Origin of the sequence: Chitinimonas sp. (assembly GCF_036568685.1) — a bacterium.
GTDB lineage: Bacteria > Pseudomonadota > Gammaproteobacteria > Burkholderiales > Chitinimonadaceae > Chitinimonas.
In genome coordinates, this window is sequence record NZ_DATCSC010000144.1 from 17,029 (window position 1) to 40,822 (window position 23,794).

At 62.2% G+C, this 23,794-nt stretch carries 26 protein-coding genes; 10 read left to right on the forward strand and 16 right to left on the reverse strand.

The window, feature by feature from the left end:
* Positions 1–42: 42 nt before the first annotated feature.
* From VIM95_RS20790 to VIM95_RS20800, 3 genes are all read left to right on the forward strand, one after another.
* On the forward strand, positions 43–870 hold the full coding sequence (locus VIM95_RS20790) for a CHAD domain-containing protein (protein ID WP_331989561.1): 828 nt from the start codon (positions 43–45) through the stop codon (positions 868–870).
* A gap of 284 nt (positions 871–1,154) precedes the next feature.
* On the forward strand, positions 1,155–1,523 hold the full coding sequence (locus VIM95_RS20795; protein WP_331989563.1) for a hypothetical protein: 369 nt from the start codon (positions 1,155–1,157) through the stop codon (positions 1,521–1,523).
* Positions 1,524–1,790: 267 nt separating this feature from the next.
* Positions 1,791–2,435: a hypothetical protein gene (locus VIM95_RS20800; RefSeq protein WP_331989565.1), complete on the forward strand. Its 645-nt coding sequence runs from the start codon at positions 1,791–1,793 to the stop codon at positions 2,433–2,435.
* Positions 2,436–2,451: 16 nt separating this feature from the next.
* Here the strand turns inward: VIM95_RS20800 and VIM95_RS20805 are convergent, their stop codons facing one another.
* Positions 2,452–2,733 carry a hypothetical protein gene (locus tag VIM95_RS20805; protein WP_331989567.1) on the reverse strand — a complete coding sequence of 94 codons (282 nt, stop codon included), beginning with the start codon at positions 2,731–2,733 and terminating at the stop codon, positions 2,452–2,454.
* 196 nt (positions 2,734–2,929) lie between these two features.
* Here VIM95_RS20805 and ppk2 point away from each other — a divergent pair, with 196 nt between their 5' ends.
* Positions 2,930–3,745 (forward strand): polyphosphate kinase 2, encoded by an 816-nt coding sequence (gene ppk2 / locus VIM95_RS20810; RefSeq protein WP_331989569.1) that lies wholly within the window; start codon positions 2,930–2,932, stop codon positions 3,743–3,745.
* A gap of 250 nt (positions 3,746–3,995) precedes the next feature.
* On the opposite strand, the gene VIM95_RS20815 is transcribed toward ppk2, so the two are convergent.
* Both VIM95_RS20815 and VIM95_RS20820 read right to left on the reverse strand, forming a co-directional pair.
* Positions 3,996–4,880 (reverse strand): diguanylate cyclase, encoded by an 885-nt coding sequence (locus VIM95_RS20815; RefSeq protein WP_331989571.1) that lies wholly within the window; start codon positions 4,878–4,880, stop codon positions 3,996–3,998.
* Between the two features lie 749 nt (positions 4,881–5,629).
* The gene (locus VIM95_RS20820) at positions 5,630–5,791 is read right to left on the reverse strand and encodes a hypothetical protein (RefSeq protein ID WP_331989573.1); all 162 of its coding nucleotides are present in this window, start codon (positions 5,789–5,791) and stop codon (positions 5,630–5,632) included.
* Between the two features lie 547 nt (positions 5,792–6,338).
* Here VIM95_RS20820 and VIM95_RS20825 point away from each other — a divergent pair.
* Positions 6,339–6,914: an outer membrane beta-barrel protein gene (locus VIM95_RS20825; protein ID WP_331989575.1), complete on the forward strand. Its 576-nt coding sequence runs from the start codon at positions 6,339–6,341 to the stop codon at positions 6,912–6,914.
* A 91-nt stretch (positions 6,915–7,005) separates the two neighbouring features.
* Here VIM95_RS20825 and VIM95_RS20830 read toward each other — a convergent pair whose 3' ends face one another.
* From VIM95_RS20830 to VIM95_RS20880, 11 genes are all read right to left on the reverse strand, one after another.
* The gene (locus tag VIM95_RS20830) at positions 7,006–8,052 is read right to left on the reverse strand and encodes a MerR family transcriptional regulator (RefSeq protein WP_331989577.1); all 1,047 of its coding nucleotides are present in this window, start codon (positions 8,050–8,052) and stop codon (positions 7,006–7,008) included.
* 50 nt (positions 8,053–8,102) lie between these two features.
* On the reverse strand, positions 8,103–9,251 hold the full coding sequence (locus VIM95_RS20835) for an MFS transporter (RefSeq protein ID WP_331989579.1): 1,149 nt from the start codon (positions 9,249–9,251) through the stop codon (positions 8,103–8,105).
* Positions 9,252–9,267: 16 nt separating this feature from the next.
* Positions 9,268–10,044 (reverse strand): DeoR/GlpR family DNA-binding transcription regulator, encoded by a 777-nt coding sequence (locus VIM95_RS20840; RefSeq protein ID WP_331989581.1) that lies wholly within the window; start codon positions 10,042–10,044, stop codon positions 9,268–9,270.
* 176 nt (positions 10,045–10,220) lie between these two features.
* Entirely contained in the window at positions 10,221–10,622 is a 402-nt protein-coding gene (locus VIM95_RS20845; RefSeq protein WP_331989583.1) for a hypothetical protein, read from the reverse strand.
* A gap of 297 nt (positions 10,623–10,919) precedes the next feature.
* Complete coding sequence (locus VIM95_RS20850; RefSeq protein WP_331989585.1) at positions 10,920–11,627, reverse strand: alpha/beta hydrolase; 708 nt, start codon at positions 11,625–11,627, stop codon at positions 10,920–10,922.
* Positions 11,628–11,658: 31 nt separating this feature from the next.
* The gene (locus VIM95_RS20855) at positions 11,659–12,603 is read right to left on the reverse strand and encodes a tetratricopeptide repeat protein (protein WP_331989587.1); all 945 of its coding nucleotides are present in this window, start codon (positions 12,601–12,603) and stop codon (positions 11,659–11,661) included.
* Between the two features lie 226 nt (positions 12,604–12,829).
* Positions 12,830–13,501: a S9 family peptidase gene (locus VIM95_RS20860; RefSeq protein ID WP_331989589.1), complete on the reverse strand. Its 672-nt coding sequence runs from the start codon at positions 13,499–13,501 to the stop codon at positions 12,830–12,832.
* Between the two features lie 132 nt (positions 13,502–13,633).
* Entirely contained in the window at positions 13,634–13,999 is a 366-nt protein-coding gene (locus tag VIM95_RS20865) for a hypothetical protein (protein ID WP_331989591.1), read from the reverse strand.
* A 130-nt stretch (positions 14,000–14,129) separates the two neighbouring features.
* The gene (locus tag VIM95_RS20870) at positions 14,130–14,516 is read right to left on the reverse strand and encodes a hypothetical protein (RefSeq protein WP_331989593.1); all 387 of its coding nucleotides are present in this window, start codon (positions 14,514–14,516) and stop codon (positions 14,130–14,132) included.
* A gap of 395 nt (positions 14,517–14,911) precedes the next feature.
* Complete coding sequence (locus VIM95_RS20875; RefSeq protein WP_331989595.1) at positions 14,912–15,796, reverse strand: transporter substrate-binding domain-containing protein; 885 nt, start codon at positions 15,794–15,796, stop codon at positions 14,912–14,914.
* A 58-nt stretch (positions 15,797–15,854) separates the two neighbouring features.
* Positions 15,855–16,187, reverse strand: a complete 333-nt coding sequence (locus tag VIM95_RS20880) for an AraC family ligand binding domain-containing protein (RefSeq protein WP_331989597.1) — start codon at positions 16,185–16,187, stop codon at positions 15,855–15,857.
* Positions 16,188–16,517: 330 nt separating this feature from the next.
* Between VIM95_RS20880 and VIM95_RS20885 the strand changes: the two genes are divergently transcribed.
* The 3 genes from VIM95_RS20885 to VIM95_RS20895 all read left to right on the forward strand — a co-directional run bounded on the left by VIM95_RS20885 (position 16,518) and on the right by VIM95_RS20895 (position 19,116).
* Complete coding sequence (locus VIM95_RS20885; RefSeq protein ID WP_331989599.1) at positions 16,518–17,612, forward strand: J domain-containing protein; 1,095 nt, start codon at positions 16,518–16,520, stop codon at positions 17,610–17,612.
* Between the two features lie 347 nt (positions 17,613–17,959).
* Complete coding sequence (locus VIM95_RS20890; protein WP_331989601.1) at positions 17,960–18,532, forward strand: GNAT family N-acetyltransferase; 573 nt, start codon at positions 17,960–17,962, stop codon at positions 18,530–18,532.
* Between the two features lie 56 nt (positions 18,533–18,588).
* Entirely contained in the window at positions 18,589–19,116 is a 528-nt protein-coding gene (locus VIM95_RS20895; protein WP_331989603.1) for an SRPBCC family protein, read from the forward strand.
* Between the two features lie 87 nt (positions 19,117–19,203).
* Here VIM95_RS20895 and VIM95_RS20900 read toward each other — a convergent pair whose 3' ends face one another.
* Together VIM95_RS20900 and VIM95_RS20905 are read right to left on the reverse strand one after the other, a co-directional pair.
* Complete coding sequence (locus VIM95_RS20900) at positions 19,204–19,578, reverse strand: hypothetical protein (RefSeq protein ID WP_331989605.1); 375 nt, start codon at positions 19,576–19,578, stop codon at positions 19,204–19,206.
* A 374-nt stretch (positions 19,579–19,952) separates the two neighbouring features.
* Positions 19,953–20,339, reverse strand: coding sequence for a VOC family protein (locus VIM95_RS20905; RefSeq protein WP_331989607.1), 387 nt, complete (start codon positions 20,337–20,339; stop codon positions 19,953–19,955).
* Positions 20,340–20,568: 229 nt separating this feature from the next.
* On the opposite strand from VIM95_RS20905, the gene VIM95_RS20910 reads away from it, so the two are divergent.
* Together VIM95_RS20910 and VIM95_RS20915 are read left to right on the forward strand one after the other, a co-directional pair.
* The gene (locus VIM95_RS20910) at positions 20,569–22,077 is read left to right on the forward strand and encodes a ComEA family DNA-binding protein (protein ID WP_331989609.1); all 1,509 of its coding nucleotides are present in this window, start codon (positions 20,569–20,571) and stop codon (positions 22,075–22,077) included.
* Positions 22,078–22,182: 105 nt separating this feature from the next.
* Positions 22,183–23,763, forward strand: a complete 1,581-nt coding sequence (locus VIM95_RS20915) for a hypothetical protein (RefSeq protein ID WP_331989611.1) — start codon at positions 22,183–22,185, stop codon at positions 23,761–23,763.
* The last annotated feature ends 31 nt before the right edge of the window (positions 23,764–23,794 follow it).

Genomic DNA, 23,794 nt, shown 5'->3' on the forward strand with positions numbered 1-23,794 from the left:
TGATGACACATTGCCGCGGTACCAAGGGCAAGACGAGGAGGGATGATGAAACGCGCCGCAGCGGCCGAAGCCGCGCTGCAATCGCTGCAGCACGATGTGGCTACCCTGTTGCAAGCTAGGCAGTTTTTACTCGATCAGCCTACGGATGACGAGGCACTGCACCAGTTCCGGGTGTCTATCCGCCGCCTGCGCAGCGGGCTCAGGCCCATACAGCGCTGGCTGACCGGCGACGAGGTGGCGGTGGCGTTGGGTGTACTCAAGCAATTGGCTCAGGCCAGCAACCCGCTGCGCGATCACGAGGTGCAGGCCCGGCTGGTGCATGAACTGCTGCTACCCGTCTGGCAGCCCGCCCATGCCGACTGGTTTGCCAACAAGTCGGCCGAGCAGGCGGCGGCGCGCCGGGCTTTGCTGCTAAGCCTGGCCGAACCGGCGGTAGCGGTGCAGATCGGCAAGCTGGGCGAGGCGGCCGGTGCCGCCTTGGTAGCCCATGCCCGGCAGGTCAAGCCGGCGGTGCGACGGCAGCGGCGGCAACTGTGCAAGCGGGTATTGAAGGTGGCGCGGCGGCCCGCCTGGGCTCTGCGGCACAGCGACCGCTGGCATGCGCTGCGGCTCGATTGCAAACGCCTACGCTACCTGCTGGAAGGCTACCAGCGTGCGGCGGGTAGCGGTTGGGCGGCAGAGGGGGCTGCGGCCAAGCGTGCCCAGGATGTGCTGGGTCGGCTACATGATCTAGTGCTCTTTCGCGAACAACTCGCCCGGAGCGACCTGCCACTACTGGCTTTGTCGCCCATGCTGCAACGGCTGGAACAGGCGCTGGAAGGCGAGGCTAGGCAGGGGATCAAGACACTAAGGCGTGCCTTGCAGGCCTAGGTACGGACCGACGATACAGCAGCCCCGGTTCGGGGCTTTTTTATTGGCTGCAGCGTGCTACTGCAGTTGGTGTCGGGAAAATCGCCTGTGCTAGAGTCCGGCGCGAACGGATGGATGGCACAGCGGCGTTATTGCCTGGATGCGGACATCCTCCCAAGTCATAGCTAGCGAAAATTGCAATCAGAGAGGCAAGTATGTGGTCGCGCAGGTCGTTGTGCTCGTTAGCAGCATTGTTCAAGCTAACTGTAGTGACCGGATGGGCCACGGAGATCCCGGCGACGGATATGCGGCAGGCTGATGAGCAAACGCTCGGTACCGCGCCACCGCCGCGAGTGGGCGTCCCATGGCGGACTGATGGTCCCGTCTTTCCGATCACCCGTTTATGCGGCAATGTGCCGGAAGTCGGCAAAAGTATGCAGGCGGAGTTTGTTGCTGCAATCGCGCAACGCGCCGGTAGCTTCAAGGAGGCGAGGGCATTGATCCAAGTGGATATCGATCCGCAAGGTAATGTGTCCAAGGTTGTGCTGCTGAATACAACCGATGAGCAGCTTGGACCATTGGCGGTAAAGGGGGCAGGTCGTTTGAAGTGCGCCGCTACCGGCCAAGCGGTGACCACCTTTTATCCGGTTGTGTTCACCTTGGTTGATGGGTGACACGCACCTTCTGTCGCTGCCCGTCGCATGGAAATCTCCAAAGAAAAAGGCTCCGTCGGGGAGATCGGAGCCTTCGAGTCACGCCTTTGGGGCGTGGTGCAACAGGCTTGCGCCTGTGCGGAGACCGGCGTGGTCGGATGTTGCGAGGCGTATGTTGCACTGCAAACATGACGGAAATATGGCAGGCCTTTCCACCATTTGAGGGATGCGGCGCTGCCGGGGTGCTTGCTAGCATGAATAAGTCGCTATGACGCCCTGCGAGGCACCATGCTCAAGATCGCCGCTGCAACCGTACTGGTGCTCGTCGCCAGCCTGCTGCCAGGCAGCTACCCTTCCCCAGGGGAGGGGCTGACGCAGTTTCTTCCTGTGCCCACCAGCGTCGGGTTTTTTGAGGCATCAGAGAAGACCGATCGCATGGTGGCGGTGGAGGTCTTGCTGCAATCTGGTTGCAGCCAGAAAGTGAGCCTGCAGGAGGGGGCCATGGGCGTACTGAGCCTGGAGGGTAAGCAAGAGCTCCAGTTCATTGTCGCACCTGATCAGCAGGGGGACGTGACCATCTCGCCGCAGAGCAAGCACTACGAGACCATCAATGGCCATACCAGCCTGACAGAAACCATCGAGACCTCGACCGAATCCGGCCGCTCGCCGGAGGCCTTGCGGCAGGCTGGTGTGGTACGGATGCGGGTGGCGAATGTGCGTGACATGAACGAAGACGAGCGACGTGAGCTCGCTGCTACGAAGGCACAGGGCGCCAAAGACAAGCTGGAGATACGGTGTAAGAACAAGGACGGCTCAGGCTGCTACCTGGCGGCCCCCAATGTCTGCCAGCAGGTCTGTGGCGGGCAGCGTAGCCGCTACTTTTCGTCGGGCGTGAACTGTAGCGGCGCCTCTTGCGGCGCCTGCCATAGCTGAGTTCAGGCCAGATAGGCTAGTGCGAAAAGGTCGGAGTGGCGATCAGCCCTGCAGCCCGCTCGGGCGATACGCCGCAACTGTAATAGTGTAGTGCGGCGCGCTCGTCGGTGGCTTGCAGCTTCCGACCCAACTGGCGGCGTACCGAGCGCATATAGTCATTCTCGCGTAGCCAGCCTATCACCTCGCAGCGGTCCTGCTCGGCAAAGCCGGCCCCTTCCAGAAATAGCGCCAATGTCTCTTCTCGCGGGTTGAGTGGGCAGCGCTGATCCTGCGCTGGGTGTGGGGTCGCGAAAGGCATGGTGTTTCCTCGTAGCCGGGTGATGCCTAGGGCCGAATTTTACGCTGGGCCGACATCGCCTGACCGCCCGGTGGTTTGATCCCGCGCAACTCCCCCGCAGGTTTTCCCCACTCGCATGTGGTGCGGCCGTTTGCCGCCGGCCTGGTTTTTCACCACACTGACAAACGGTAGGGGATGAAAACAACAGGAGGCGACCGTGGCCAAGCAGGATAAAGCCGACAAGGCGGGCAAAGCGGACAAGGGCATGGGCGAGGAGGACTACGAGAAGGCCTTGTTTGACCTGCACGTGGAACTGGTGAAGCTGCAAGAGTGGGTGGTGCACACCGGCGCCAAGGTCTGCGTGGTGTTCGAGGGGCGCGACGGTGCCGGCAAGGGCGGCACCATCAAGGCCATCACCGAGCGGGTGAGCCCGCGGGTGTTCCGCGTGGTGGCGCTGCCGGCCCCCACTGAGCGCGAAAAGAGCCAGATGTATGTGCAGCGCTATGTGAAGCACCTGCCGGCGGCCGGTGAGATCGTGATCTTCGACCGCAGCTGGTACAACCGCGCCGGGGTGGAGCGGGTGATGGGCTTTTGCACCGAAAAGGAGGCCGAGGATTTTCTGCGCGCTGTGCCGCTCTATGAGCAGGCCATCGTCGACGCCGGCATCATCCTGATCAAGTATTGGCTGGAGGTCAGCCAACAAGAGCAGACCCGCCGCCTGCTGGCGCGTATCAACGACGGCCGCAAGACCTGGAAGCTCTCGGAAATGGACCTCAAGTCCTATAACCGCTGGTACGACTTCTCGCGCGCTCGCGATGCCATGTTTCTGGCCTCCGATACCAGCACCGCTCCCTGGTACGTGGTCGATTCCGACGACAAGCGCCGGGGTCGGTTGAATGTGATCGCCGATCTCTTGGAGCGCATCCCTTACGAAACGGTACCGCGCAAGGAGCCCAAGCTGCCCAAGCGGCAGGGAGCCAAGGGTTATGTGGAGCCGGACTATCCCTACAAGTGGGTGAAGTCCCGCTATTGAGCAGTTAGCTTCAGCCTGTGGATAAAGTCGGAAAAGAAAAAGCCCCGTGGGGGCACGAGGCTTGGAGTGCCCCAGGGAGGGCTATGCAGGGAGACCCGGCGAGGTCTAACGTTGCGGGGCGCAGTATGCCTATACTTTATGACGATTGCATTGTGTGTAACCACAATGACAGCGGCCGGTGAAGTATGTTAGGAAAATATGAAATAGTTCCTCAATGCGAATTCGGCGACCTGTGGTCTTGCTTGGGGGCTTAGTAACAGACTTGGTTACGGCCGCGACGTTTGGCGGCGTAGAGCGCGTCATCGGCCTTGCTGAGCAGGCTGCAGAAGTCGTCTGCATCGCTGCCAAGCTCAGTTACGCCGACGCTGACGGTGATCTCGATCGAACCGGCTGAGGTCTGTACCGGCTGGGCCTGGATGGCGTCCACCAGCTTGCGGGCATAGCCCACTGCCAGGGGTAGCGGCGTCTCGGGCAGCACCATGCCGAATTCCTCGCCACCCAGCCGGCCCAGTAGATCGCTGCTGCGCATCATGGTCTTGCAGGTGGTGGCGATGCCGCGCAGCACATCGTCGCCTACCGCGTGGCCGTGCTGGTCGTTGATGCGCTTGAAGTAGTCGGCGTCCAGCATCAGCACGGACAGCGCATGGCCATAGCGCCGGGCGCGCTCCACCTCCACCTGCGCCGCGTCGTAGAAGGCGCGTCGGTTCATCACCCGGGTCAGGTCGTCGGTGGTGGCCAAGGCCTGCATCTGTTCCAGGGCATGCACCAGGACTGAGACGTCCGCATAGGTCAGCATGCGGCCGCCGCCAGGCAGCTCTATGCATTCATATTTGAGCACCCGGCCATCGGTCAGACGCAAGTGGACTGGGGCGTGACCGCCGCTGCGCACCATGTCGATACGGCGCTGCACGTACTCGGTCAACTGGTCGTCGGGGATGGGATAGAGCCGCTGGTCACGGCCGTGGTAGATAAGGTCCTGGAAGCTATAGCAGCGGCCCGGCGGGCAGGGCGGCAGGCCGAACATGCGATGGAAGGCGCTGTTGATGAAGCAGGCGGTCATCTTGGCATCGAGCAGGACGATGCCGTACTCGACCTGATCCAATGCATCGCGCAGGGTTTCCAGCCAGGAGGGCATGACAGGACCGTGGTCTTGCTACCTCCTGCGAATCTCGATTCTTTGCCTTGATTGTAGCGCGCCACTACCCGGTGGCGCGCTGGCGGATGAGCGGCGGGAGCGATCCATCAAGGTAGTGAAAAGCGGACCTTGCTCTGTGCTGATGCGAGCGCAGCGAGGTTCCCCTCGGGCGGGAGGGGCGGAGGGGAGGGGCTAAATCAGGGGCGAGCCGCTGTATCAGGCTTCGGGCAGGGTAAGCGTTCGGGTATCCCGGACGACTTGCTGCACTTCGCGACCTGTTGCGCTTGTTATTCACCGCGGCGAGGCAGACGAGCGGCGGGAGCGATCCATCAAGGTAGTGAAAGGCGGACCTTGTTCTGTGCTGATGCGAGCGCAGTGAGGTTCCCCTCCGGCGGGAGGGGCGGAGGGGAGGGGCTAAATCAGGGGCGAGCCGCTGTATCAGGCTTCGGGCAGGGTAAGCGTCCGGGTATCCCGGACGATTTGCTGCACTTCGCGAGGCGTTGCGCTTGTTATTCACCGCGGCGAGGCAGGCGAGCGGCGGGAGCGATCCATCAAGGCTGTGAAAAGCGGACCTTGTTCTGTGCTGATGCGAGCGCAGCGAGGTTCCCCTCCGGCGGGAGGGGCGGAGGGGAGGGGCTAAATCAGGGGCGAGCCGCTGTATCAGGCTTCGGGCAGGGTAAGCGTCCGGGTATCCCGGACGATTTGCTGCACTTCGCGAGGCGTTGCGCTTGTTTCTACCGCGGCGAGACTTACTTGGCGAAAGCGGATGCAGGCTGCGACTGGCGGGGCAGCATGCCGCCGAGGTAGTTCTGCATGAGGCGATTGGTGAAGGCGGCTTCCAGCTCGACCTGTTGCTCGCGGCGTTGTTTGAGCAGCAGGTCCCACATTGCGTTCTTCTCTTGCATCGTCATGGTCGTATCCCGTGGTTTCGTTGGTACGGCGCGAGGCCCAGTATCAGGGTATTCGCAAGCACCATGCCAAGAGCATGAACTGATGGCGAGATCGCCGTATTGGCGCGGCCTGGCGGGGATAAACGGTGCAAAGGCCCGGACCGACGGTTTGCGCAAAAAGGCACAGGGTTGACGAAAAACGGCACCCCTGGGGGCCAGGTGCGAGTCCTATGCCATACGCTTTGAGCAGACCTGGGCAAAGCGGCGGTGCGGGAGCGAAGTCTGGTCGAACTGCGCTCCGTGCTGAGCAGGCACGATGCAGAGGCCTTCTTGCCGCCGGAGCGGACCGGTGGCAACGGGCAGTGGAAGCTGTTGCATCAAGCGATTGATTCAAAACATTGCCAATATTGCGATGAAGGGAACCAATTGGCGGTTTTGCTGCCAACTGCGCCGTTAAATTAACTTTTGCTTATGGAAAAATTATTGGTAATTATTTCAATCAAGGTCCGGAACTTGTATTTGGCATGTGTCGTCTACCCGCAGCTTTCTTATTAATCGGGTGATACAGATGCGGAATGGATTTTGGATTGGTACGGCAGCAGGTTTGGCCTTGCTGGTTTCTGGTACGGCAATGGCCGAAGACGCTTATGCAGGGTTATCCATCATGACCCCGGGCGAGGCGAAGATCGGTTATGGGGCGACGGGCACGGTTGATAACTACAACAATCCAAAGGCGTTCAAGCTCTATGGTGGCTTGAATCTGGGCAATGATTACGCGCTGGAGGCGGGTTACGGTGATTTTGGCTCGTGGAAGTTCAACAATCCGGCCGGGGCCTCGTTACCTGGGGCGAGTATTAAGTCAGATGTATTTTATCTCGCTGGGAAAAAGACCTTGCCATTGAATGCGGATTTCTCGGTTTACGGGAAATTGGGGGTGGCGAGAAATCATTTGAAAGCCGTGGGTTTTGATGGTCAGGCAAGTACGGATTCTTCCATCCGCCCCATGGTCGGTGTAGGTGCAGATTATCGAATCACCAATAATCTTTCGGCTGTGTTGGAGTTTGAATATTACGGTAAGACCAAGGGAAATGCCGGTAGCTATACCCAGCAAAAATTGGGTACGGGTCTGAAACTCAGTTTCTGATGTATTGCCGTGCCCATACCTTCATGTTGAAGGTATGGGCACCGTTCATTTTGGTCCAGGAGTACCGCTCGGAGTTAGCTGCGCTGTCCGCCTAGCGGGTGGAATCAGCCTGTGTTGCCGCGGCATGGCTCCGCCGCAGGTAGTCCAGCATGGCGAGGTCGATGCCGCTGCCTTCCAGCAGCGCCGGTTCCTGCTCCATGGCCTGCCGCAGCTTCTCGCGGGTGCGCGGGTCGTGTCCGGCGAACTGGGCGGTCAGCTCGTACCATTCCCGCGCCAGCGCCCGAGCCTCGGTCTGTTCGGGCGGGGTGCCGGCTTGCATCAGCCTGCGTACATTCGCTACCAGGGCTGGCCAGGCCTGCATATTGCGGCCGTAGTTGGCGCGAAGGCGCACCATCTCGTCTTCATCCAGGTAGCGCGCGTAGATGGCCAGCCGGCTCTGCGCCATGGCTTGGCCGATATAGGCCAGCATGGCGGGGTCTATGCCGGTATCGGCCTGCAGCTTGGCCTCCTGCTGGTACATGGTGTGCAGCTTGGGCAAGAGGGCGGGGTTGCTGCCCACGAACTGCTGAACCAGTGCGCGCCAGCGCTGGGCCAGGGCCTGCACCTCGACTGCGTCAGGCGCTGTGCCCTGCTGCATATGGGCACGCACCGCTGCGATCAATTGCGGCCATTCTGCCTCGGCGCCTTGCACATCTTCGTTTTGCGCGCGCTGCTTGAGTTCGGCCTGCTCGGCCTGGCTGAAATACTTGTCGTACATGGTCATGCGCTCCATGGTGGATAACCACTCATCGGGAGCGGGGTCGCGTTGCTGGGCCAAGGTGCTGTGCAACTGACCCAGTTTGTCGCGTAGTGCGGTGGCCTCGGCAATGCGGCTGTCGAGCAGCTGCATCTGTCGTTCGATCAAGACCGGTAGCGCCATCCCGTCCCCCGTGAGCAGCGGGCCGATGTCTGCCAGCGACAAACCAATCTGGCGTAGCGCAAGCAAACGGTACAGGCGCGCCACGTCGTGCTGGTTGTAGAGCCGGTAGCCGGCATCGGTACGAGCGGAAGGAGGCAGCAGGCCGATCTCGTCGTAATGGCGCAATGCCCGTACCGATAGCCCGGTGCGTTTTGCCAGTTCACCAATCTTGAGCAGCATGCGTATCCCCTTTCCGTTTGGGCACGATGGAGTCTGCCGTTACGTGAGGGTCAAGCACTTTGTCTGGCCGGCCCACCAATGCGGGCGCTGGCGGCTACCAGCAGCACGGCGCAACCGAGGCCGACAAAGGCGGCGTTGAGGCTGCTGGCATGGGCGATAAAGCCGATCAGGGCGGGGCCGGCCAGGATGCCGGTGTAGCCGAGGGTGGTGATGGCGGCGACCGCAAGGCTGGCCGGCATGGCAGTCTGCGCACCGGCGGCGGTGAACAATATGGGCACGATATTGGAGGCGCCCAGGCCGATCAGTACAAAGCCCAAGAGCGCCGCGTAGGGCGAGGCGGTAAAGACCGCCAGCAGAAAACCGGCCGAGGCAGCCAGCCCGCCCAGCAGCAGTACCCGCCGGCCACCGAGCTTACGCACCACGGCGTCGCCGCTGAAGCGGCCAACCGTCATGGCCACCGCAAAGGCGGCGTAGCCCAGCCCGCCCTGGCTCTCGGCCAGGCCCCGGCCGGCGGTCAGGAAGAGTGCACTCCAATCGAGCATGGCGCCCTCGGCCAGGAACATGATGAAGCACAGACAACCGATAAAGATCACCGCGCCGTGCGGTAGCACGAACAGCGGTGCATCGCGCTCGGCGGCTTCGGGTTCGCGCAGGTGGTGGGCCTGGGTATAGAGCACGATGGCCGCCACCACGGCGGAGATCAGCACGCAGCTCCAGCCCGTGGGCATGCCCAACCAGAGCATCAGCGCCATGCTGCCGGCACCGGCAAAGCCGCCCACGCTGTAGTGGGCATGAAAGCCGGACATCATGCTGCCGCCGCCGGCCTTCTCCACCATCACCGCCTGGATGTTCATGGCCACGTCCAGCGTGCCGACCGCACCGCCAAAGATGAACAGGATCACCGCCAGCTGCCAGGGGCTGGCGGCGAGGGCGAGGCCCGGCAGGGCCAGCAGGAGGATGGTGGAGGAGATCAGGATCACCGGTCGGCAGCCAAAGCGTGCCGAGAGCACGCCGGTCAGCGGCATGGCGATCAAGGACCCAACCCCCAGGCAGAGCAGCAAGAGGCCAAGGTGGTGCTCGCTGAGCGCAAGCCTTTCCTTGGCGTAGGGTACCAGGGGCGCCCAGGCGGAGGTACCAAAGCCGGCGACGAAGAAGATCAGACGGGTGACGCGTTGTTGCAGGGGGCCGATGACGTTCATGGCAGGGGTTCCGGGATCAGACAGCCTGGGCGTGCAATACCTGCACCCCCAGCTGGATAAAGGCCTGGGCCTGGGCGGCATCGCCGCTGTGTTCCAGTACCAGATAATCGAGTTCGTGCGCCGGCATGATGGCGTAGGGGGCGGCAGTGGCGAGCTTCTCGTCGGTGACCGCGGCCAGTACTTGGCGGCTGCGGTTGGCGATCGATCGCTTGAACTCTGCCTCCTCAAACCAGGTGGCGGAAAGGCCGGCCTCGGCATCGGCCCCGCAGGCGCCCAGCACGCACAGGTCGGGCGTGAGCTGCTCGATATCGCGCAGCGCTCGCGCGCCCAGACAGGCACCGACCCGTGGGTCCACCACCCCGCCAATCAAGATCAGGCTGAGCTGCTGCCGGCCACTGAGCACCGCGGCCACGGACGGCGCATTGGTCACCACGGTCAGCGGCATCTCCGGCAGGGCCTGGGCGATCGCGACATTGGTCGAGCCTGCGTCGATAAACCACACCTGGCCGGGCCGGCACAGCGTGACCACTGCCTGCGCCAGCCTGGCCTTGCGGTCCAGCGCCTCGGTCTGGCGCTGTTGCAGCGCACCGGGTTCGGGTGGCAATGGCAGGGCACCACCGTAGACCCGCCGGCACAGGCCCTGGGCGGCCAGCTCCCGCAGGTCGCGGCGTATGGTGTCTTCCGATACGCCGAGGTCACGGGCCAGATCGAGCGCCAGCACCCGGCCATCGGCCTTGAGGCGGGCCTGGATCAGGCTTTGACGCTCGGTGAGCAGCAGGGAGGGCGTGGTCATGGTGCTGGTTGTGCAGATTTAAACGTGCACAAATATGCATAATCGTGCAAAAACCGTCAATGACAATATGAAAAACCCCGGTGCCTCGCGGCTACCGGGGAATCAGGGAGTGATCTTTCGAAAGAGGTACTGCTAAATCGCTCCTGAGGGGAGGGAAAGAGCCCTTGGGCGTAGCGTCAGATTGCAGCTTCACGCACGGTACGGGAGGCGACCTTGACGCCTTCTACGCCGGCCGTACCTTGGGCAACCGTGACTACCTGGGCATCGCGGCCGGTGCGGCTGTTGGCCAGCAGGTCGGCGCCGGTATAGCCGCTGCGGCGGAAGGCATCCGTATTGTCCGGGCTGACCTTGGACTTGCCGGCGACCACGATCACATCCTCACGCACGGTGCGGGCGGCGGTGGCGCGGAAGGCATCGGTATTGTCCGGGCTCACAAACTGGGTGTTGTAGGCATCTTCCGAGGTGTTGATCGCGTTGGCACGGCGCACATCGTCGGTGTAGCCAATGCCGGAGGCGGAAGCTTGAACCAGGGCCAGGCCGAAGAGGGAGGCGGAGATCAGTTTGGTGACGGTCTTCATGATGTAATTCCTTTCAAAGTTTGAATGTCGAAGTTCCGGATGCGGGGCCAGTTGTTATCGCAACAGTAATTTGTGCGCTAACTAAACCAACCGGACATCTTGTACTGCGCTCCGCTCGCCCTTGTTTGTCTGGGGGTGGAGCCGGGGCAAAAACCGGTTTTCCTGTTGTCTGCGACCGGTGTTTCGCTGCCATGGGCGCAATATACATACGACAATAATAATTAGCAAGCTAATTAAATTACCGTTCGTCGGCAGCGAGGTGCTGCTGTTTACGCATAAGCGTGCAGGAGATTGCGCTTAGCGCAGGCGGGTGTGCTGCTTGATAAAGTTGCGGATCACTTGCGCGGCTGCTGCCGGCTGGGTTTGCAGCAGGCAATGCGGGCCGGCCAGGGATGCCTTATGCAAGTTGGGCAGTAAACCGAGCAGGGCATCGTAGGCACGGGCCGGGACCACCCGGTCGGATTGGGCCTGCAGATAAAGGCTGGGGATCTGGATATGGTCGAGCCGCGGGGGCGGGCTGACACTCAGCACAGCGCTCAGGCGTGCCTTCATGGTCCGGTCAGTCAGCGGTGCCAGCGCTTGGTTCAGCGCCTGGCTGAGTGCTGGCCTGCGGTCCTTACCCAGTAGCAGGGTCTCCAGCAGCCATAGCGGTGGGTGGCCAAAACGCAAGAAGGGTAGCAGGGCCTGGGCGATGGCCAGCGAGGGGTAGGGATTGCGGGCAAACGTGCAGCACAGCAGCAAACCCTGCAGGTCCCCTGGCTGCTGCGCAGCGAGGGACAGGGCGATTGGCCCGGAGAAGGACTCTCCAAGCAGGAAATAGGGGCCGCGTTTGGGCAGAACAGCTCGGACCAGGGCTTCCAGCTCAACATAGCCGAGTGGTTGGTCGGGTGGGTAGCGAACTACCGTGGTGGGCAGATCCGGCCCAAGCTGGGCCAGGAGCGGTTCGAACAAAGTGCCGCTCCCATCCATGCCCGGGAGCAGGACCAGCCTGGGCAAAGTCACCATAGGGTTCCACGGCCCGGGCTGGTGGTGTGCATCAGGATTGACCAGGCGCGGTCGTCATGGCCTTGATGCGTTCGACGGTGGCCTTGAACTCGGGCTCCTTGCCGGTCTTTTGATAGTAGACCGCCAGGTTCTTCAGCACCGAGACCACGTAGGGGTGGCTGGGCCCCATGGTGCTCTCGACCACCTCCAATGCGCGCTTGGCCAAGGGGCCGGCCTCGTCGTTGCGGTCTGCGGCCAGGTAGGCTCGGGCCAGGTTGTTGTAGCCGATGGCGGCTTCGGGGTGGCCGCCGCCATAAGCGCGTTCGCGGATGCTGTTGGCGCGCTCGAACAGCGGCACGGCGTCCTTGGCCTGGTTGCGGTTGAGGGCGACAAAGCCCAGGTGTTCCAGGTTCTGCGCCACCTCGGGATGATCGCGGCCCAGGGCTTTTTCGTTGATCGCCAGGGCGCGCTGGAACAGCGGTTCGGCTTGGTCGAACTGCTTGTTGTTCAGGTACATGGCACCCAGGTTGTTGAGCGCTTGGGCGACCGCCGGGTGCTCGGCACCCTGTGCCTTTTCCAGCACGGCAATGGCGCGCTTGAAGAGCGGTTCGGCGCGCGCATAGTCACCCTGCTGCTGGTACAGGGCGCCCAGGTTGTTCGCGCTCATGGCCACGTTCACGTGGTTCGGGCCCAAGGCCTTCTCGCGCACGGCCAGGGCGCGCTTGAGGTAGGTCTCGGCCTCGGCGTAGTTCTCCTGGTCCTGGTAGATCTGGCCGATGCCATTGAGGCTGGCGGAGATCTGCTCGGCATTGTTCTTGTGCTTTTCCGCTTCCTTGAGCGCGCTCTGGGTGACGGCCAACGCCTGGTCGAAGTGACCCTGGCGGTAGAGCGTCTCAGCCTGGGTAGTCAGCGACTGCCAGTCATCGGCGGCATGAACGGGAAGAACGGCGGCGGCGACCAGTAGGCAGGTGGCCAGCAGGGCTTTGATACGGTTCATGGCGTGGTCCTGTAGACAGCAAGCTAGGGGCCGGTAGACCCCCAAAAACAACGATTCCGTTCACGCTCTTGCCACGCCAATGCGGCAAGAGCAGGAACGGGTACCAAGGCCGGCATTTAAGCACAAAGCCGGCGCGGAGGGGCTGGCCTTAAGGCTTGACCGTAGCGGTGATGGTTCGCCGGAATCGTCGGCGGCCGCTTGCGGGAGGTGTTGTCAGCTTCGTTCATCACCTGACCGGCGCCGTATCATATACGGCGAGAGGCGGTGTGCCTGTCGGCGGTTTGCTCGCCGTTGAAGCTGGGCCGATGTATTTGTCCAGGAAGCCGAGCAGGGTGTTGTAGAACTCGTTGCGATGATCGGTGTAGTAGAGGCCGTGACCTTCCAGGGGGAAGGACTTCCATTCGTATTCCTTGTGCAGTTCCATGAGTGCTCGGACCATCTTTGTGCCGTGCTCGATTGGCACGCGCACGTCTTCCTCGCCATGCATGAGTAGCACGGGGGCTTTGATGCGGTCGGCATGCTTCAGCGGCGAAACTGCGTCGAAGCGCGCTTTGTCATCGTCCGGGTTGCCAACAAGAAAGCGCCTCCATTCCCGGCCTGCCTGGCTGCTATTGGTATCGGACCAGTCCTTGAACATATTGCCGATGTCGGTCACGCCGGCAAAGCTGATCCCGCAGCGGTAGAGATCGGGCGTCTTGACCAGCCCCCACAGTGCGGCGTAGCCACCGTAGCTGGCGCCGTAGATGCAGATGCGTTGCGGGTCGGCAATGCCTTGGCGGATCAGGTATTGCACACCATCGGTGATGTCGTCCTGCATGGCCATGCCCCACTGCTTGTAGCCGGCCTGCTCGAAGCGGCGGCCAAAGCCGTAGGAACCACGGAATTGGGGTTGGAACACGGCGTAGCCCTCCGGATGGGGGACGCCGCGTTGCATGCCACAGCGTTAAAGGGAAAAAAAATCCCCGGCCAACCGTTGCCGGTTGCCGGGGTGAGTGACTCCACGATTCGAGACGTTAAAGCGGGCTTGCGCTTACAGATTGGTGCCTTGGTACAGTTCGTTGGCCTGATTGAGCTGGGCCAGGTTGAGCTTGCTGCCGATGGCGGCCTGTTGGGCGGATCTGGCCTTGATCACGATCTGGTCGCTTTGGTTCCCCACCGGCTTGGCGGCTTGATCAACCGGGCTGTTGAAGACGTCCTCCGAGAAGGAGAATTGCGCCTTGCTGTCGATATGCAGCGGGCCGGCCGGCTCGGCTGCCTTGGCGGCGGCTTGTGCTTCGGGGGTGAACTGGCTGTTGTAGGCATCTTCCGAGAAGGCGAACACCGGGGCGGCGGCTGCGGCCTGTGCAAAGGCGAGACCGGCGGCGGTGGCGGCGATGAGTTTGGCGATGCGGTTCATGATGGTGATCCTTTCCTGTTGCCCATCCCCGCTTGGGATGGGATTAAATATTGAGTGCGCTAAGTATTTGCCTGGGCAGGGTGCGCGGGTTCAGGTTTGATCGCGCACCGCAGGCCGTTTCATCAATCTGTTACGGTGCAACGCTGTACCAGGGGGCGTCTGCCGCCACGGCTACCGAGGCGACCTTCAGCGGGCCGGGGCTACCTGCCGCAACCTTGAAGGCTTCGCGGCCGGTACGGCTATTGGCCAGCAGGTCGGCGCCGGTGTAGCCAATGCGGCGGAAGGCGTCGGTGTTGTCCGGGCTGACCTGTACCGTCTTGCCGGCGATCACGATGGTGTCGTCTGCCTGGGCCTTGATGGCGCCGGTGCGGAAGGCATCGGTATGGTCGGGGCTGACGAACTGAGTGTTGTAGGCGTCTTCCGAGAAGGCGAAGACCGGGGCCTTGTCGGCAGCGGCAGCGTGAACCACGGCCAAGCCGAAGAGGGAGGCGGAGAGCAGTTTGATAGCGGTTTTCATGATGTGATTCCTTTCAATGTGAGCGGTCTCAGTTGTTTTTAGGCTCATATAATTGCGCTTAATATTTGCGCGCTAATAATATGAACGGACTTCCACGTGCTGCGCTCTGCCTGTCCCATCTGGTCGGTAGAGCCTGGCGCCACGTGAGCTGGTCCACATCGAGCCGCTAACAAAACCCTTCTGACCTTGCCGTACAAGCGGTACTGCCTTGCTTGCCATCTTGGCCAGAAGCGCTACGCCGGGTTTTGTTAGCGGCCCAGCTGGGCTACCTGCGTCTCGCTGCCATGGGTGCAATATACGTATCGCGCTAACTATTAGCAAGCAAAATAAAAGAATATTTTCAAGTTTAGCTATGAATCTATTGATATCAATAGCTTATCTCGCAGTGCATTCGATCAATGCAGGAAGTAGCGGCGTGGAATGGCCCGAAATGCCGCCGTCTGGGCCGGGTTGTCGAGCAGGAGGCGTACGCGCTGGCCCAGGTTGGCCTGGTGCAGGGCCTCGGCATAGGCGGGGTCGGCCTCCAGCATGCGCTGGTACGATCCGTCGTCAAAGGCGGCGGTCAGGCCGCGCAATAGGGCGTCACGTAAGTCGGTGTCGTCCTTGCGTACAAAGAACAGTCGGCCAAAGGGGTAGACGAGCACCAGGTGCTCGTCCACCACCAGGTCCTGCTTGCCGGGGCGGTATTTCTCCAACAGGCCGTAGATCTCGTTGACCCCCAATGGCACAAAGTCAAAGCGCTGCGCCGCCAGGGTAGGGAAGAGGTCGGGCAACGTGGGCATGGTGTTCACCGTGAGGCCGGCTGCGCGCAGGATGGCGATGTCCGCCCAGTTCTGGCCTTGGCCGGCGGTATAGGCCTTGAGCGCGGTGAGCGAGCTAATGCCGCGAAAGCGCGGTACATCCTGGGCGCGGATCAATAAGAGGCGCCAGCCGTTGAGGCCTCGATCTATGGGGAAGTAGACGGCGCCGTAGCGGGATTCGAAGTCCGGCGAGGTACCGAAGTCCACCACGTCGACTTGGCCCTGCTCCAGCATGGCGCGGGTGCGGTCGATATTGGCAACCTCGTCATGCAGCACCAAGCGGTAGGGCTGGCCGGATTTCTTGAGCGCCAGCGCCAGTGCCTTATAACCCAGCCCTTCGCTGCCCAGTCCGTTCACATTGGGGTAGTGCACCAGGCGCTCGGCGGCATTGGCGCAGGTCAGCATCGACAAGACGGCCAAGAGGCCGACCAGCCAGTTTGACCGCGTGCCGTGTCTTGCCCGATTTGCCGCTGCAGACATCCAGCTTCCCTGCTTGCATTGAGATGCCCTGACTATAACCAGGCTGGTGATCGGGCGGCTACTTGCGGTTGAGTACCAGGGTCAGCAGCAGTACTGCGGTTTGTACTCCCTCGACCGAGTGGGGCTCGCCATCTTGCAGGTAGACGAGCTGGCCGGGTTGTAGATGGTGCAACTTGCCGTGGCAGTGCAGGCGTACCTCGCCAGCCAGGCAGTGCAAGCTCAGCCGGCCGGCGGCGCGGTGCTCCTGCATATGGCTGCCGGCGGCAACGCCCAGGGTGAAGATCTCGATATGCTCATCCCGCACCAGGGTACGGGAGAGTTCGGTGACCGGTTTGCTCAGGTCGAGGTCGATGCTGACCATGTCACCCGATTTGGCGTGGGGGATCGCCATGTTTGCCTCCTTTGGGCCGCGCCCGGCGGGTAGCGGCCGCTTCCACTCGTTATAGCCGTTGCCAGGGGTATGCCGCCAACCGACGACTGGGCATGCGTTGGCCAGTGGGTCATCCTGGCCGGTTGGCTAGGATAAAACCAGTCCGAATGTCCACTGTCCCGGCAGGGGGAGGACAGGCTGGTAGGTCGGGGCGTCGCGCCGCCGCCGCACTTTCCGGGTGGCTGGACGGCCGGGCTGGGCGACAGGGGCTGCTGCCGTGTATGCTGCGCGGCCAGTTTTAAGATGCCAATATCATCAGGTCAGGTTCCGCCTGTTGCCTGAGCGCTTACTATGCCCACCTCCGCCCAGCCCCCCAGCCTTTACGCCAAGCTCGGCCTTGTGCCCGAGGCCACCGCCGCCCAAGTCGACGCCACCTTTCTGCGCCTGGCGCTGCAGCACCACCCGCTCAAGCACCCGGGCGATGGCTTGATGCAGCAACGTTATGCGCAGCTGGTGCATGCCTATTTCATCCTCGGCTCGGCCGAGGAGCGTGCCCGCTACGATGCCGCCCAGGCCAACGGCACCGCCTACCGTCCCAATGGCCGCCCGCCGGCGTTGGACCAGGCCTTTTTGCCCCTGTTCCGGCAACAGGCTGCGCAGCTCTTGCCGGAACATGGTGATGCCGCCGCCTTGTGCGCAGCCCTGCTGGCCAAGCACTACCCCATGGCCCTGGCCAAGCAACTGGCCGATGAGCTGACCGCCCCGGTGCCAGCGGCCAAGCCTGCTGCGATTGAGCCGGTAATGTCGGTTCAGGCCACCGCCGGCGAGCAGGAGAAGCCCGCTGCGCCGATCTTTACCCCCGCCCCCAGCTTTGGTGCCAAGCCGCAGCCCAAGGCCGCGGCCAAGGTGGCGAAGGACGACTACCAGCCCTATGCCCCCCCAAAGAGCGTGACCACACCGCGCTCGGAAGCGATGGTCTGGCGCGAGGGCAAGATGGTGGTGGTGGCGGCCGGGTCAGACTTCCCGCACCGCTGCGTGCGCTGCAATGCCGACGTGGCGACGCCGTCCAAGCAGCGCACCTACTATTGGCATAGCCCCTGGCTGCTGCTGATCGCGCTGATCAACCTGCTGATCTACGCCATCATCGCCATGATCGTGCGCCGCAAGGTCAAGGTGTCACCCGCCCTGTGCAAAACGCACCAGGCAGGGCGTAACCGCATCATCCTCGGCATTTGGGCTGGGGTTGCCTTGTCGGTGGGGCTGGCGGTGGTGGGTGGTGTTGAAGACAGCGCCGGCCTGTTCGCCCTGAGCATGCTGGCCTTGCTGATCACCGCCATCTTTGGCTGTATCAAGGGCCCCTTGCTGCGCGCCAAGCGCATAGACACCAATGCGGCACGCTTCAGCGGTGCCGGCACAGCCTTTTTGGATGGCCTACCGCAACGGTAAACCGTCTTTGCTTGCTTGTCCGCATGCCCGGCCCTTGGTCGGGCATGGTCTTTTCTAGCGTCCACTCTTCGCTCGCCGCGCTGGCTGATGGATGGCCAGCGCGGAGCCTCGCGCTCACGCCTTAACCGGGCCGGCGGTCCTCGCACTAGGCGGATTTCCGCCTCGCAGGTGCTGGCAACCCTATGTTGCTGCCCTGCCGGGGCGCCCTGGACCTGGGCTCCTGGTGCGCTGAACGTGCCGGCGTGCGGGCCATGGCCCGGCAACGAGCGGTAGCGGTTTAGAGCGACTGGCCGGGCAGAAGGCACGCAGGCCGCCTAGACTGGAGCTTTTCCGTTCTGGTGACCCGCGTGCCCGATACCGCCCTGCATATCCAGGCCCTGAGCCCAGCCCGATGGCCGGACTTTTTGCGTTTCTTTGAAGGCGAGGCCTTTGCCGACAATCCGAAGTGGGCCTCCTGCTACTGCCAGTGTTTCTATGAGGATCACCGCCAGGTACGCTGGAATGACCGCAGCGGCGCCGACAACCGTGCCTGCGCCGAGCGGCGCGCGGCAAGCGGTGAGATGCAGGGCTACCTCGCCTACCTGGGAGATGAGGTGGTGGGCTGGTGCAATGCTGCCCCGCGTCCCATGCTGCATGCGCTGGATGAAGAGCCACTGCCGGACGCTGCTCAGCGCGGCACCATTCTGTGCTTTCTGGTCGCCCCCAGCCGGCGCGGCCAGGGCGTTGCCAAAGCGCTGTTGACGGCGGCCTGCGACGGCTTGCGGGCACAGGGCTTGCAGCGGGTGGAGGCCAACCCGCGGGTCGGTACCGACAACCCGGCAGCCAATCACTTTGGCCCCTTGGCCATGTATCTGGCTGCCGGCTTTACGCAGGAGCGTGACGATGGCGACGGCAGCGTCTGGGTAAGTAAACCGCTATAAGGCGCCAGATACGCTAGGCTGTCTGCCACGCATTAAATACATAGAGGGATAGCACCATGGTCACCATGCTGGTCATCGTTATTGTCGTCGCCCTGGTGGGCGTACTGAGCGTGGCCGCCAGCCGGCCCGATACCTTCCGCGTTGAGCGCAGCATTATCGTCGCGGCGCCGCAGGAAACCGTGCAGGCGCTGATCGAGGATTTTCACCGCTGGGTGGACTGGTCACCGTGGGAGAAACTGGACCCGGCCTTGCAGCGCCAGTACAGCGGTCAGCCGCTGGGACTGGGTGCGATCTACGAGTGGAATGGCAACAACAAAGTGGGGCAGGGCCGCATGGAGATCATCGAAGCCTTGCCCGGCAAGGTGCTGATCCAGCTCGACTTCTTCCGTCCCTTCAAAGCCAGCAACAAGGCCGAATTTCAGCTGGAGCCGGCCACTGGCGGTACCCAGGTGAGCTGGGCCATGTATGGTCCGAGCCCGTTCATCTCCAAGCTCATGAGCCTCGTGGCCAGCATGGACAAGATGGTGGGCAAGGACTTTGAGCGGGGGCTCGCGCAGATGAAGGCGGCTGCCGAGGGCCGGTAAGCCCGGACAAAAAAATCCCGGCGCGAGGCCGGGAGAGAGTCAGGGGAGAGTTGCTAGGGAGGCAAGCCGCATTGCTGCGGCGGGCGACTAGTCGCGCACTTGTTGCAACCAGCTTGTGCTGTCGCCGCTATTGCCTGTGTTCAGGACCAGCTGCTGGGCAGCCGCCTCAGTGTCTTCATTCAACCGTGCTGCGCGGCGATAAGCCCCGCTGTAGTCCGCCGCCACGACCTGCTTGGGGCGGGCAGGGCCGGTAACGCGGATATAGGGACCGACCGAGGCGTTTTCGACCCCGCGCCGTTGGGCGTCGCTGTAGTCAGGGTTCAGGTTCTGCTTCACTTCCAACACGCGGGCGAAGTCGCCGCGGGTGGCGCGGCGGTATTCGTCGATCACCGGGTCGGCCAGCGCCTGGGCCATGGTCAGGCCCAGCAGGGCGGTGGCGAGCAGTTTGGCGGTCGTGTTCATGGCGGGTTTCCTTGTCCTTGGGCCTAACCCCTGGTTTTGGATCGCTTTGCTGCGCAAATTATTAATGCGCTAACTTTTAAGCTGGTCCACGCGATGCTTCAGCTCATCATCACCAAGTACGGGTGGTGGGAGCGGTTTGGCTGGGCGCTGTGGGAGCTTGCTCCGCAGCGCACTGCCTTGGAGATAATATAGGTACGACAATAACAATTAGCAAGCTAATTAATATGCCGTTCGTCGGTGAAAACCAGGATGGCCGCCCCTGAGCCAAAGGCTACAGGGGCGGCCATCCTGGGGCCAACTTTTGCTGTGTTGAATCCTGCTGCTGGCGCGGGTCCACGTCGCCAGACTGGCTTGGTCAGGTGAGCAGGTAACGCTTACTCGGGCAGGTGGCAGACGGCTTCCACATTATTGCCATCCGGGCACAGCACGAAGGCGCCATAGTAATTGGGGTGGTAGTGCGGGCGCAGGCCGGGCCCGCCGTTGTCGCGGCCGCCGGCGGCCATGGCGGCTTGGTAGAAGGCGTTGACTTCGGCGCGGGTCTTGGCGCTGAAAGCCACGTGCACACCGCTGCTGATGTGCTGGCCGCCACCGACCCAGAAGAAGGGCTTGCCCACTACGCCATAGCCCACGTGGGCGTGGTGGCCGGTCTGCTCTGCGGTCACTTCCATCTGCAGGGTAATGCCCAGCGGGGCCAGGGCAGGGCCGAAGAAGGCCTTGCTACGGTCGATATCGCTGACGGTCAGGCCAATGTGGTCAAGCATCGCTTTCTCCTAGTCTATTTATGTTGTGGCCGGCTTCTTGGCACGGCGTGCGTGAGTATAGCCAGCGCTCAGGTGGGCGCTAATGTTTAGCCCTGTCTATAAGTAAACGGCATGGCGCCGCTAGTTGCAGTCTGTACCACCCATATTGCAGAAGGTCGCATGCCTGCGGCGCAAGGTAGCGGCCAGCGGCACCATGGGCCATCCATTCAGAGGAGGTCAGGCAGTGTTGATGCGGTGGCAAGGCAGGGGAGGGCTGGCAGCTTGGACGCTGGCAACGGGCATGGCGCTGGTGGGTATGCCGGCACAGGCGCAGCGTTTGGGTCTGCTGGAGGCCGTGCAGCTCGATGGCCAATTGGTCTACAAGCTGCCACCCGGCGGCGGTAAGCCGGCGCCGGTGCTACGTGAGGTGACAGGCGGGGCCCTCTACCAGCGCTTGCAGCGCGAGAGCAATGAAGGTCTGCTGCGCACCCTTTTGGCCATGGATGCCGCCGCACAGCGCACGGCCGGGGTACAGAATATCCAGCCCACCTGGCTGTTGAATGCTGAAGAGGACGGAGGCTTTGCCCGGCGCGGCTTCTGGCTGCGTGGCAAGGGTGGCGAGCAGTGGCAGGCCGAGCCCTATGTGGACCTGCCGGTCGACGAGGCCAGCGTGGAGGACGGCGGTTTTGAGGAGATATTTGCCCACGAGCTGGGCCACGTGTTTTTGCGCCGCCTGCTGCCCCATCTGCCCGAGGGCTATTCCCGCACGCCGCACGGCAGCCCGGTGGTGACCGACGAAGCCACTGCCTTCGACGAAGGCTTTGCCACCCATATGCAGGGCCTGGTACGGCGCTACACCCACAACGCCAGGTTGCGGGCGTTCGACCAAGGCCTGCGCTGGAAGCCCCTGACCTCGCTGTGGCAGAGCAATACCGACCGCGAGCTGCGGCTGCAGGGCATGCGCCAGAACCTGTTTGTGCATGCGCAGTTGCCGATTACCGGGACCGACGCACTGCGACTGCGGCGCGACCTGAGCAGTATGTTCGACCGTAGCCGGCTCAAGAATGGCAACCAGATGCTGGCTTCCGAGGGTTTTATCGCCACGGTTTTCTACCAGGCCCAGCTCACCGGCGCCGAGGGCGAGAGCACCCTGCCGGCGCGCTACCAGCCGCTCTTCGATGCCCTGCGCCAGCTCAACGGCCAGCCGCTCAAGCCCAGCACTCACCTGCTGCCTGCCCTGGTACAGGCCACGCCGGACGCCGCCTTGCGTAAATCGCTGGCGCATTGGCTGGTGAACCTGAGCTACGGTGCCACGGTACGGCCGACCCTGAGCCAACAGGTGGCCCAGCTCGCCGAGCGCGGCCAACTGGGAGATATGGAAGCGTTTGTGGCGGGGTTGAAACCCCTGCGCAGCGAGCTAGCCAAGCTGGCGGACCAAGCCGCCGATGACCCGGCACGGCTGACCGCGGGCCTGGCCGAGAGTATCTGGCTGCTCAATGCAGCCAGCCCCATCGAGGCCGGCAAGGACAAGCTGCCGCTCACCCTGGACCTGAACACCGCCGAGGCCGAGCACCTGCGCACTCTGCCGGGCGTGGGCCCGGCCACCGCCGCCAAGCTGGTGGCCAGCCGCGAACAGTACGGCCCCTTCCGCAGCCTGGTGGACTTCTGCGAGCGCGGCGAGCTGCCGCCGGGTACCGCTACCTTGCTGGAGCAGATGCGCGAGGCGGCACTGGCGGCGGGGCCGTATTCGCGGGAATAGATCAGCTGTGAGACGACGATAGGGTAGCCAGCCCCCGGCGGGGCAGCAGCTTGATATTATCCTCGCCAGTTCTGGTTTACATCCCTGTTTACGATCACTTCTGATATGAAAATACTGTCCATCGCCCTTTTGCTCTTTATCTCACCATCGCTTCTCCAGGCAGCCTCTGCTGTCGATGCAGTAGATGATGCTGCGGCTACCAAGCTGCTGGAAGACAATCGCCAGCGCGCCGAAGCGGGAGATATGAAGGCTCAAGCTTGGTTAGGCAATTACTATCTAAGCAAGCAGATGCCGGCTGATCTTGCCCTGGCAGAAAAGTGGTTTACGGCCGCGGCCGAGCAGGGTGATGTTCGCGCTATGGCTTGGCTCGGTGTGCATTATGACGAGACGGGGTCACGCGACCTTGCGCTTGCTTACCGTTGGTATCAGAAGGCGGCCAGTGCGGGCAGCATTTATGGGCAATTCCAGGTCGCCCAGATGCAGGAGATAGGGCGTGGCACGGATGTGCAACTGGCTGCTGCACTGTCGAGCTATAGTGCTTTAGCCGACAACGGGCACGCTGGTGCCTTGTTCCGGCTAGGTATGCTGCATGAATTTGGTGTGGGGGTCGTGCGTAACCCCGAGGTTGCGACCTGTTATTACGAGCGCGCGAAGCAAAGAGAGTCTCTATCTGCTGAGATGCGAGTCACGCTTTCGCAGCTGGCTCCTCCAAGCGCTAACAAATCTTGTGACGCCATCCTGAGCAAGGCGCAACTAGCCCAAAAAGAGAGCGCTAGGAAACTACCGGCATCGCAACCGGCCCAGGCCCCGCGCCTTGTCGCGCAAACGAGCCCAAATGTGCCATGTACCAATATCAGCCAGATGGGCAGCAAATTATCAGATCGTTTTCTCGTCGTTGCTGCAAAGGATGAGATTGAAAAGGCTGCTGCTCTGGCTCAGGTGACTATCGGTACCAACGGGCAGATTGAGTATGTCGAAGTCCTGCAGCAATTCCCTAGGAGTCGCCTGCTGACTAACCTGATAACGCAGTCACTATATGGTTTGGCTTGTACGGGCAACGGCGTGAGAGTGCTCAAGAACTACCCTTTAGTTTTCAGCATGCTCGATGACGAGCCGGCCCTTACTGATGGTGTTTCGCTCACCACAGACGGACCCGCCGTAACGATCGATATCGACGCTCAAGAAGGCGTATCTATCAACGGGAGTGCGATGCAGAACGAGGCGGCATGGTATGCGCAGCTAAAGCAGCTGGCAGCGGAGGCACCTGCACGCACGTTCAATCTGCGCGTTGCTGGTGCGATACCTTATGAAGTAAGCGGCAGGGTGGTTGAGAGACTGCAACGCGTCGGCGCGCGCGGCATTAACTTTATCCTTGATAAAGACCAAGTCTTTATGCCACTGAAGCTAACTGCCAAGGCGAAGGCGAACATGTTTGGTGTTCCCGTACACAAGGTTGACGTCCACTTTGACGACTCAATCTTTTTTGACGGGGTGCAGCTGGATGGTGTTGGTGCCTTTAGCGCCAAGCTCAGAAAAATGGCGGCCGAAGGTCATGCGTACCCAATCCACCTCAGACCAAATAAGGATGCCTCGTTCAAAGCGGTTGCAGACGTGCTACTGGTCCTGCAGGCACAGAAGGCCAAGTATCCCGAGGTGTATTTCATTGGTGCTGAGCAGTTCTATTGATCCGCCAATGGCACAAAAAAAGCCCGGCTAG

Excerpts from the sequence above, each read along its gene's own strand:
- VIM95_RS20790 (WP_331989561.1), top strand. The coding sequence starts at position 43 with ATGATGAAACGCGCCGCAGCGGCCGAAGCCGCGCTGCAATCGCTGCAG.
- VIM95_RS20795 (WP_331989563.1), top strand. The coding sequence starts at position 1,155 with ATGCGGCAGGCTGATGAGCAAACGCTCGGTACCGCGCCACCGCCGCGA.
- VIM95_RS20800 (WP_331989565.1), top strand. The coding sequence starts at position 1,791 with ATGCTCAAGATCGCCGCTGCAACCGTACTGGTGCTCGTCGCCAGCCTG.
- VIM95_RS20805 (WP_331989567.1), bottom strand. The coding sequence starts at position 2,733 with ATGCCTTTCGCGACCCCACACCCAGCGCAGGATCAGCGCTGCCCACTC.
- VIM95_RS20815 (WP_331989571.1), bottom strand. The coding sequence starts at position 4,880 with ATGCCCTCCTGGCTGGAAACCCTGCGCGATGCATTGGATCAGGTCGAG.
- VIM95_RS20820 (WP_331989573.1), bottom strand. The coding sequence starts at position 5,791 with ATGACGATGCAAGAGAAGAACGCAATGTGGGACCTGCTGCTCAAACAA.
- VIM95_RS20825 (WP_331989575.1), top strand. The coding sequence starts at position 6,339 with ATGCGGAATGGATTTTGGATTGGTACGGCAGCAGGTTTGGCCTTGCTG.
- VIM95_RS20830 (WP_331989577.1), bottom strand. The coding sequence starts at position 8,052 with ATGCTGCTCAAGATTGGTGAACTGGCAAAACGCACCGGGCTATCGGTA.
- VIM95_RS20835 (WP_331989579.1), bottom strand. The coding sequence starts at position 9,251 with ATGAACGTCATCGGCCCCCTGCAACAACGCGTCACCCGTCTGATCTTC.
- VIM95_RS20840 (WP_331989581.1), bottom strand. The coding sequence starts at position 10,044 with ATGACCACGCCCTCCCTGCTGCTCACCGAGCGTCAAAGCCTGATCCAG.
- VIM95_RS20845 (WP_331989583.1), bottom strand. The coding sequence starts at position 10,622 with ATGAAGACCGTCACCAAACTGATCTCCGCCTCCCTCTTCGGCCTGGCC.
- VIM95_RS20850 (WP_331989585.1), bottom strand. The coding sequence starts at position 11,627 with ATGGTGACTTTGCCCAGGCTGGTCCTGCTCCCGGGCATGGATGGGAGC.
- VIM95_RS20855 (WP_331989587.1), bottom strand. The coding sequence starts at position 12,603 with ATGAACCGTATCAAAGCCCTGCTGGCCACCTGCCTACTGGTCGCCGCC.
- VIM95_RS20865 (WP_331989591.1), bottom strand. The coding sequence starts at position 13,999 with ATGAACCGCATCGCCAAACTCATCGCCGCCACCGCCGCCGGTCTCGCC.
- VIM95_RS20870 (WP_331989593.1), bottom strand. The coding sequence starts at position 14,516 with ATGAAAACCGCTATCAAACTGCTCTCCGCCTCCCTCTTCGGCTTGGCC.
- VIM95_RS20875 (WP_331989595.1), bottom strand. The coding sequence starts at position 15,796 with ATGTCTGCAGCGGCAAATCGGGCAAGACACGGCACGCGGTCAAACTGG.
- VIM95_RS20880 (WP_331989597.1), bottom strand. The coding sequence starts at position 16,187 with ATGGCGATCCCCCACGCCAAATCGGGTGACATGGTCAGCATCGACCTC.
- VIM95_RS20885 (WP_331989599.1), top strand. The coding sequence starts at position 16,518 with ATGCCCACCTCCGCCCAGCCCCCCAGCCTTTACGCCAAGCTCGGCCTT.
- VIM95_RS20895 (WP_331989603.1), top strand. The coding sequence starts at position 18,589 with ATGGTCACCATGCTGGTCATCGTTATTGTCGTCGCCCTGGTGGGCGTA.
- VIM95_RS20900 (WP_331989605.1), bottom strand. The coding sequence starts at position 19,578 with ATGAACACGACCGCCAAACTGCTCGCCACCGCCCTGCTGGGCCTGACC.
- VIM95_RS20905 (WP_331989607.1), bottom strand. The coding sequence starts at position 20,339 with ATGCTTGACCACATTGGCCTGACCGTCAGCGATATCGACCGTAGCAAG.
- VIM95_RS20910 (WP_331989609.1), top strand. The coding sequence starts at position 20,569 with ATGCGGTGGCAAGGCAGGGGAGGGCTGGCAGCTTGGACGCTGGCAACG.
- VIM95_RS20915 (WP_331989611.1), top strand. The coding sequence starts at position 22,183 with ATGAAAATACTGTCCATCGCCCTTTTGCTCTTTATCTCACCATCGCTT.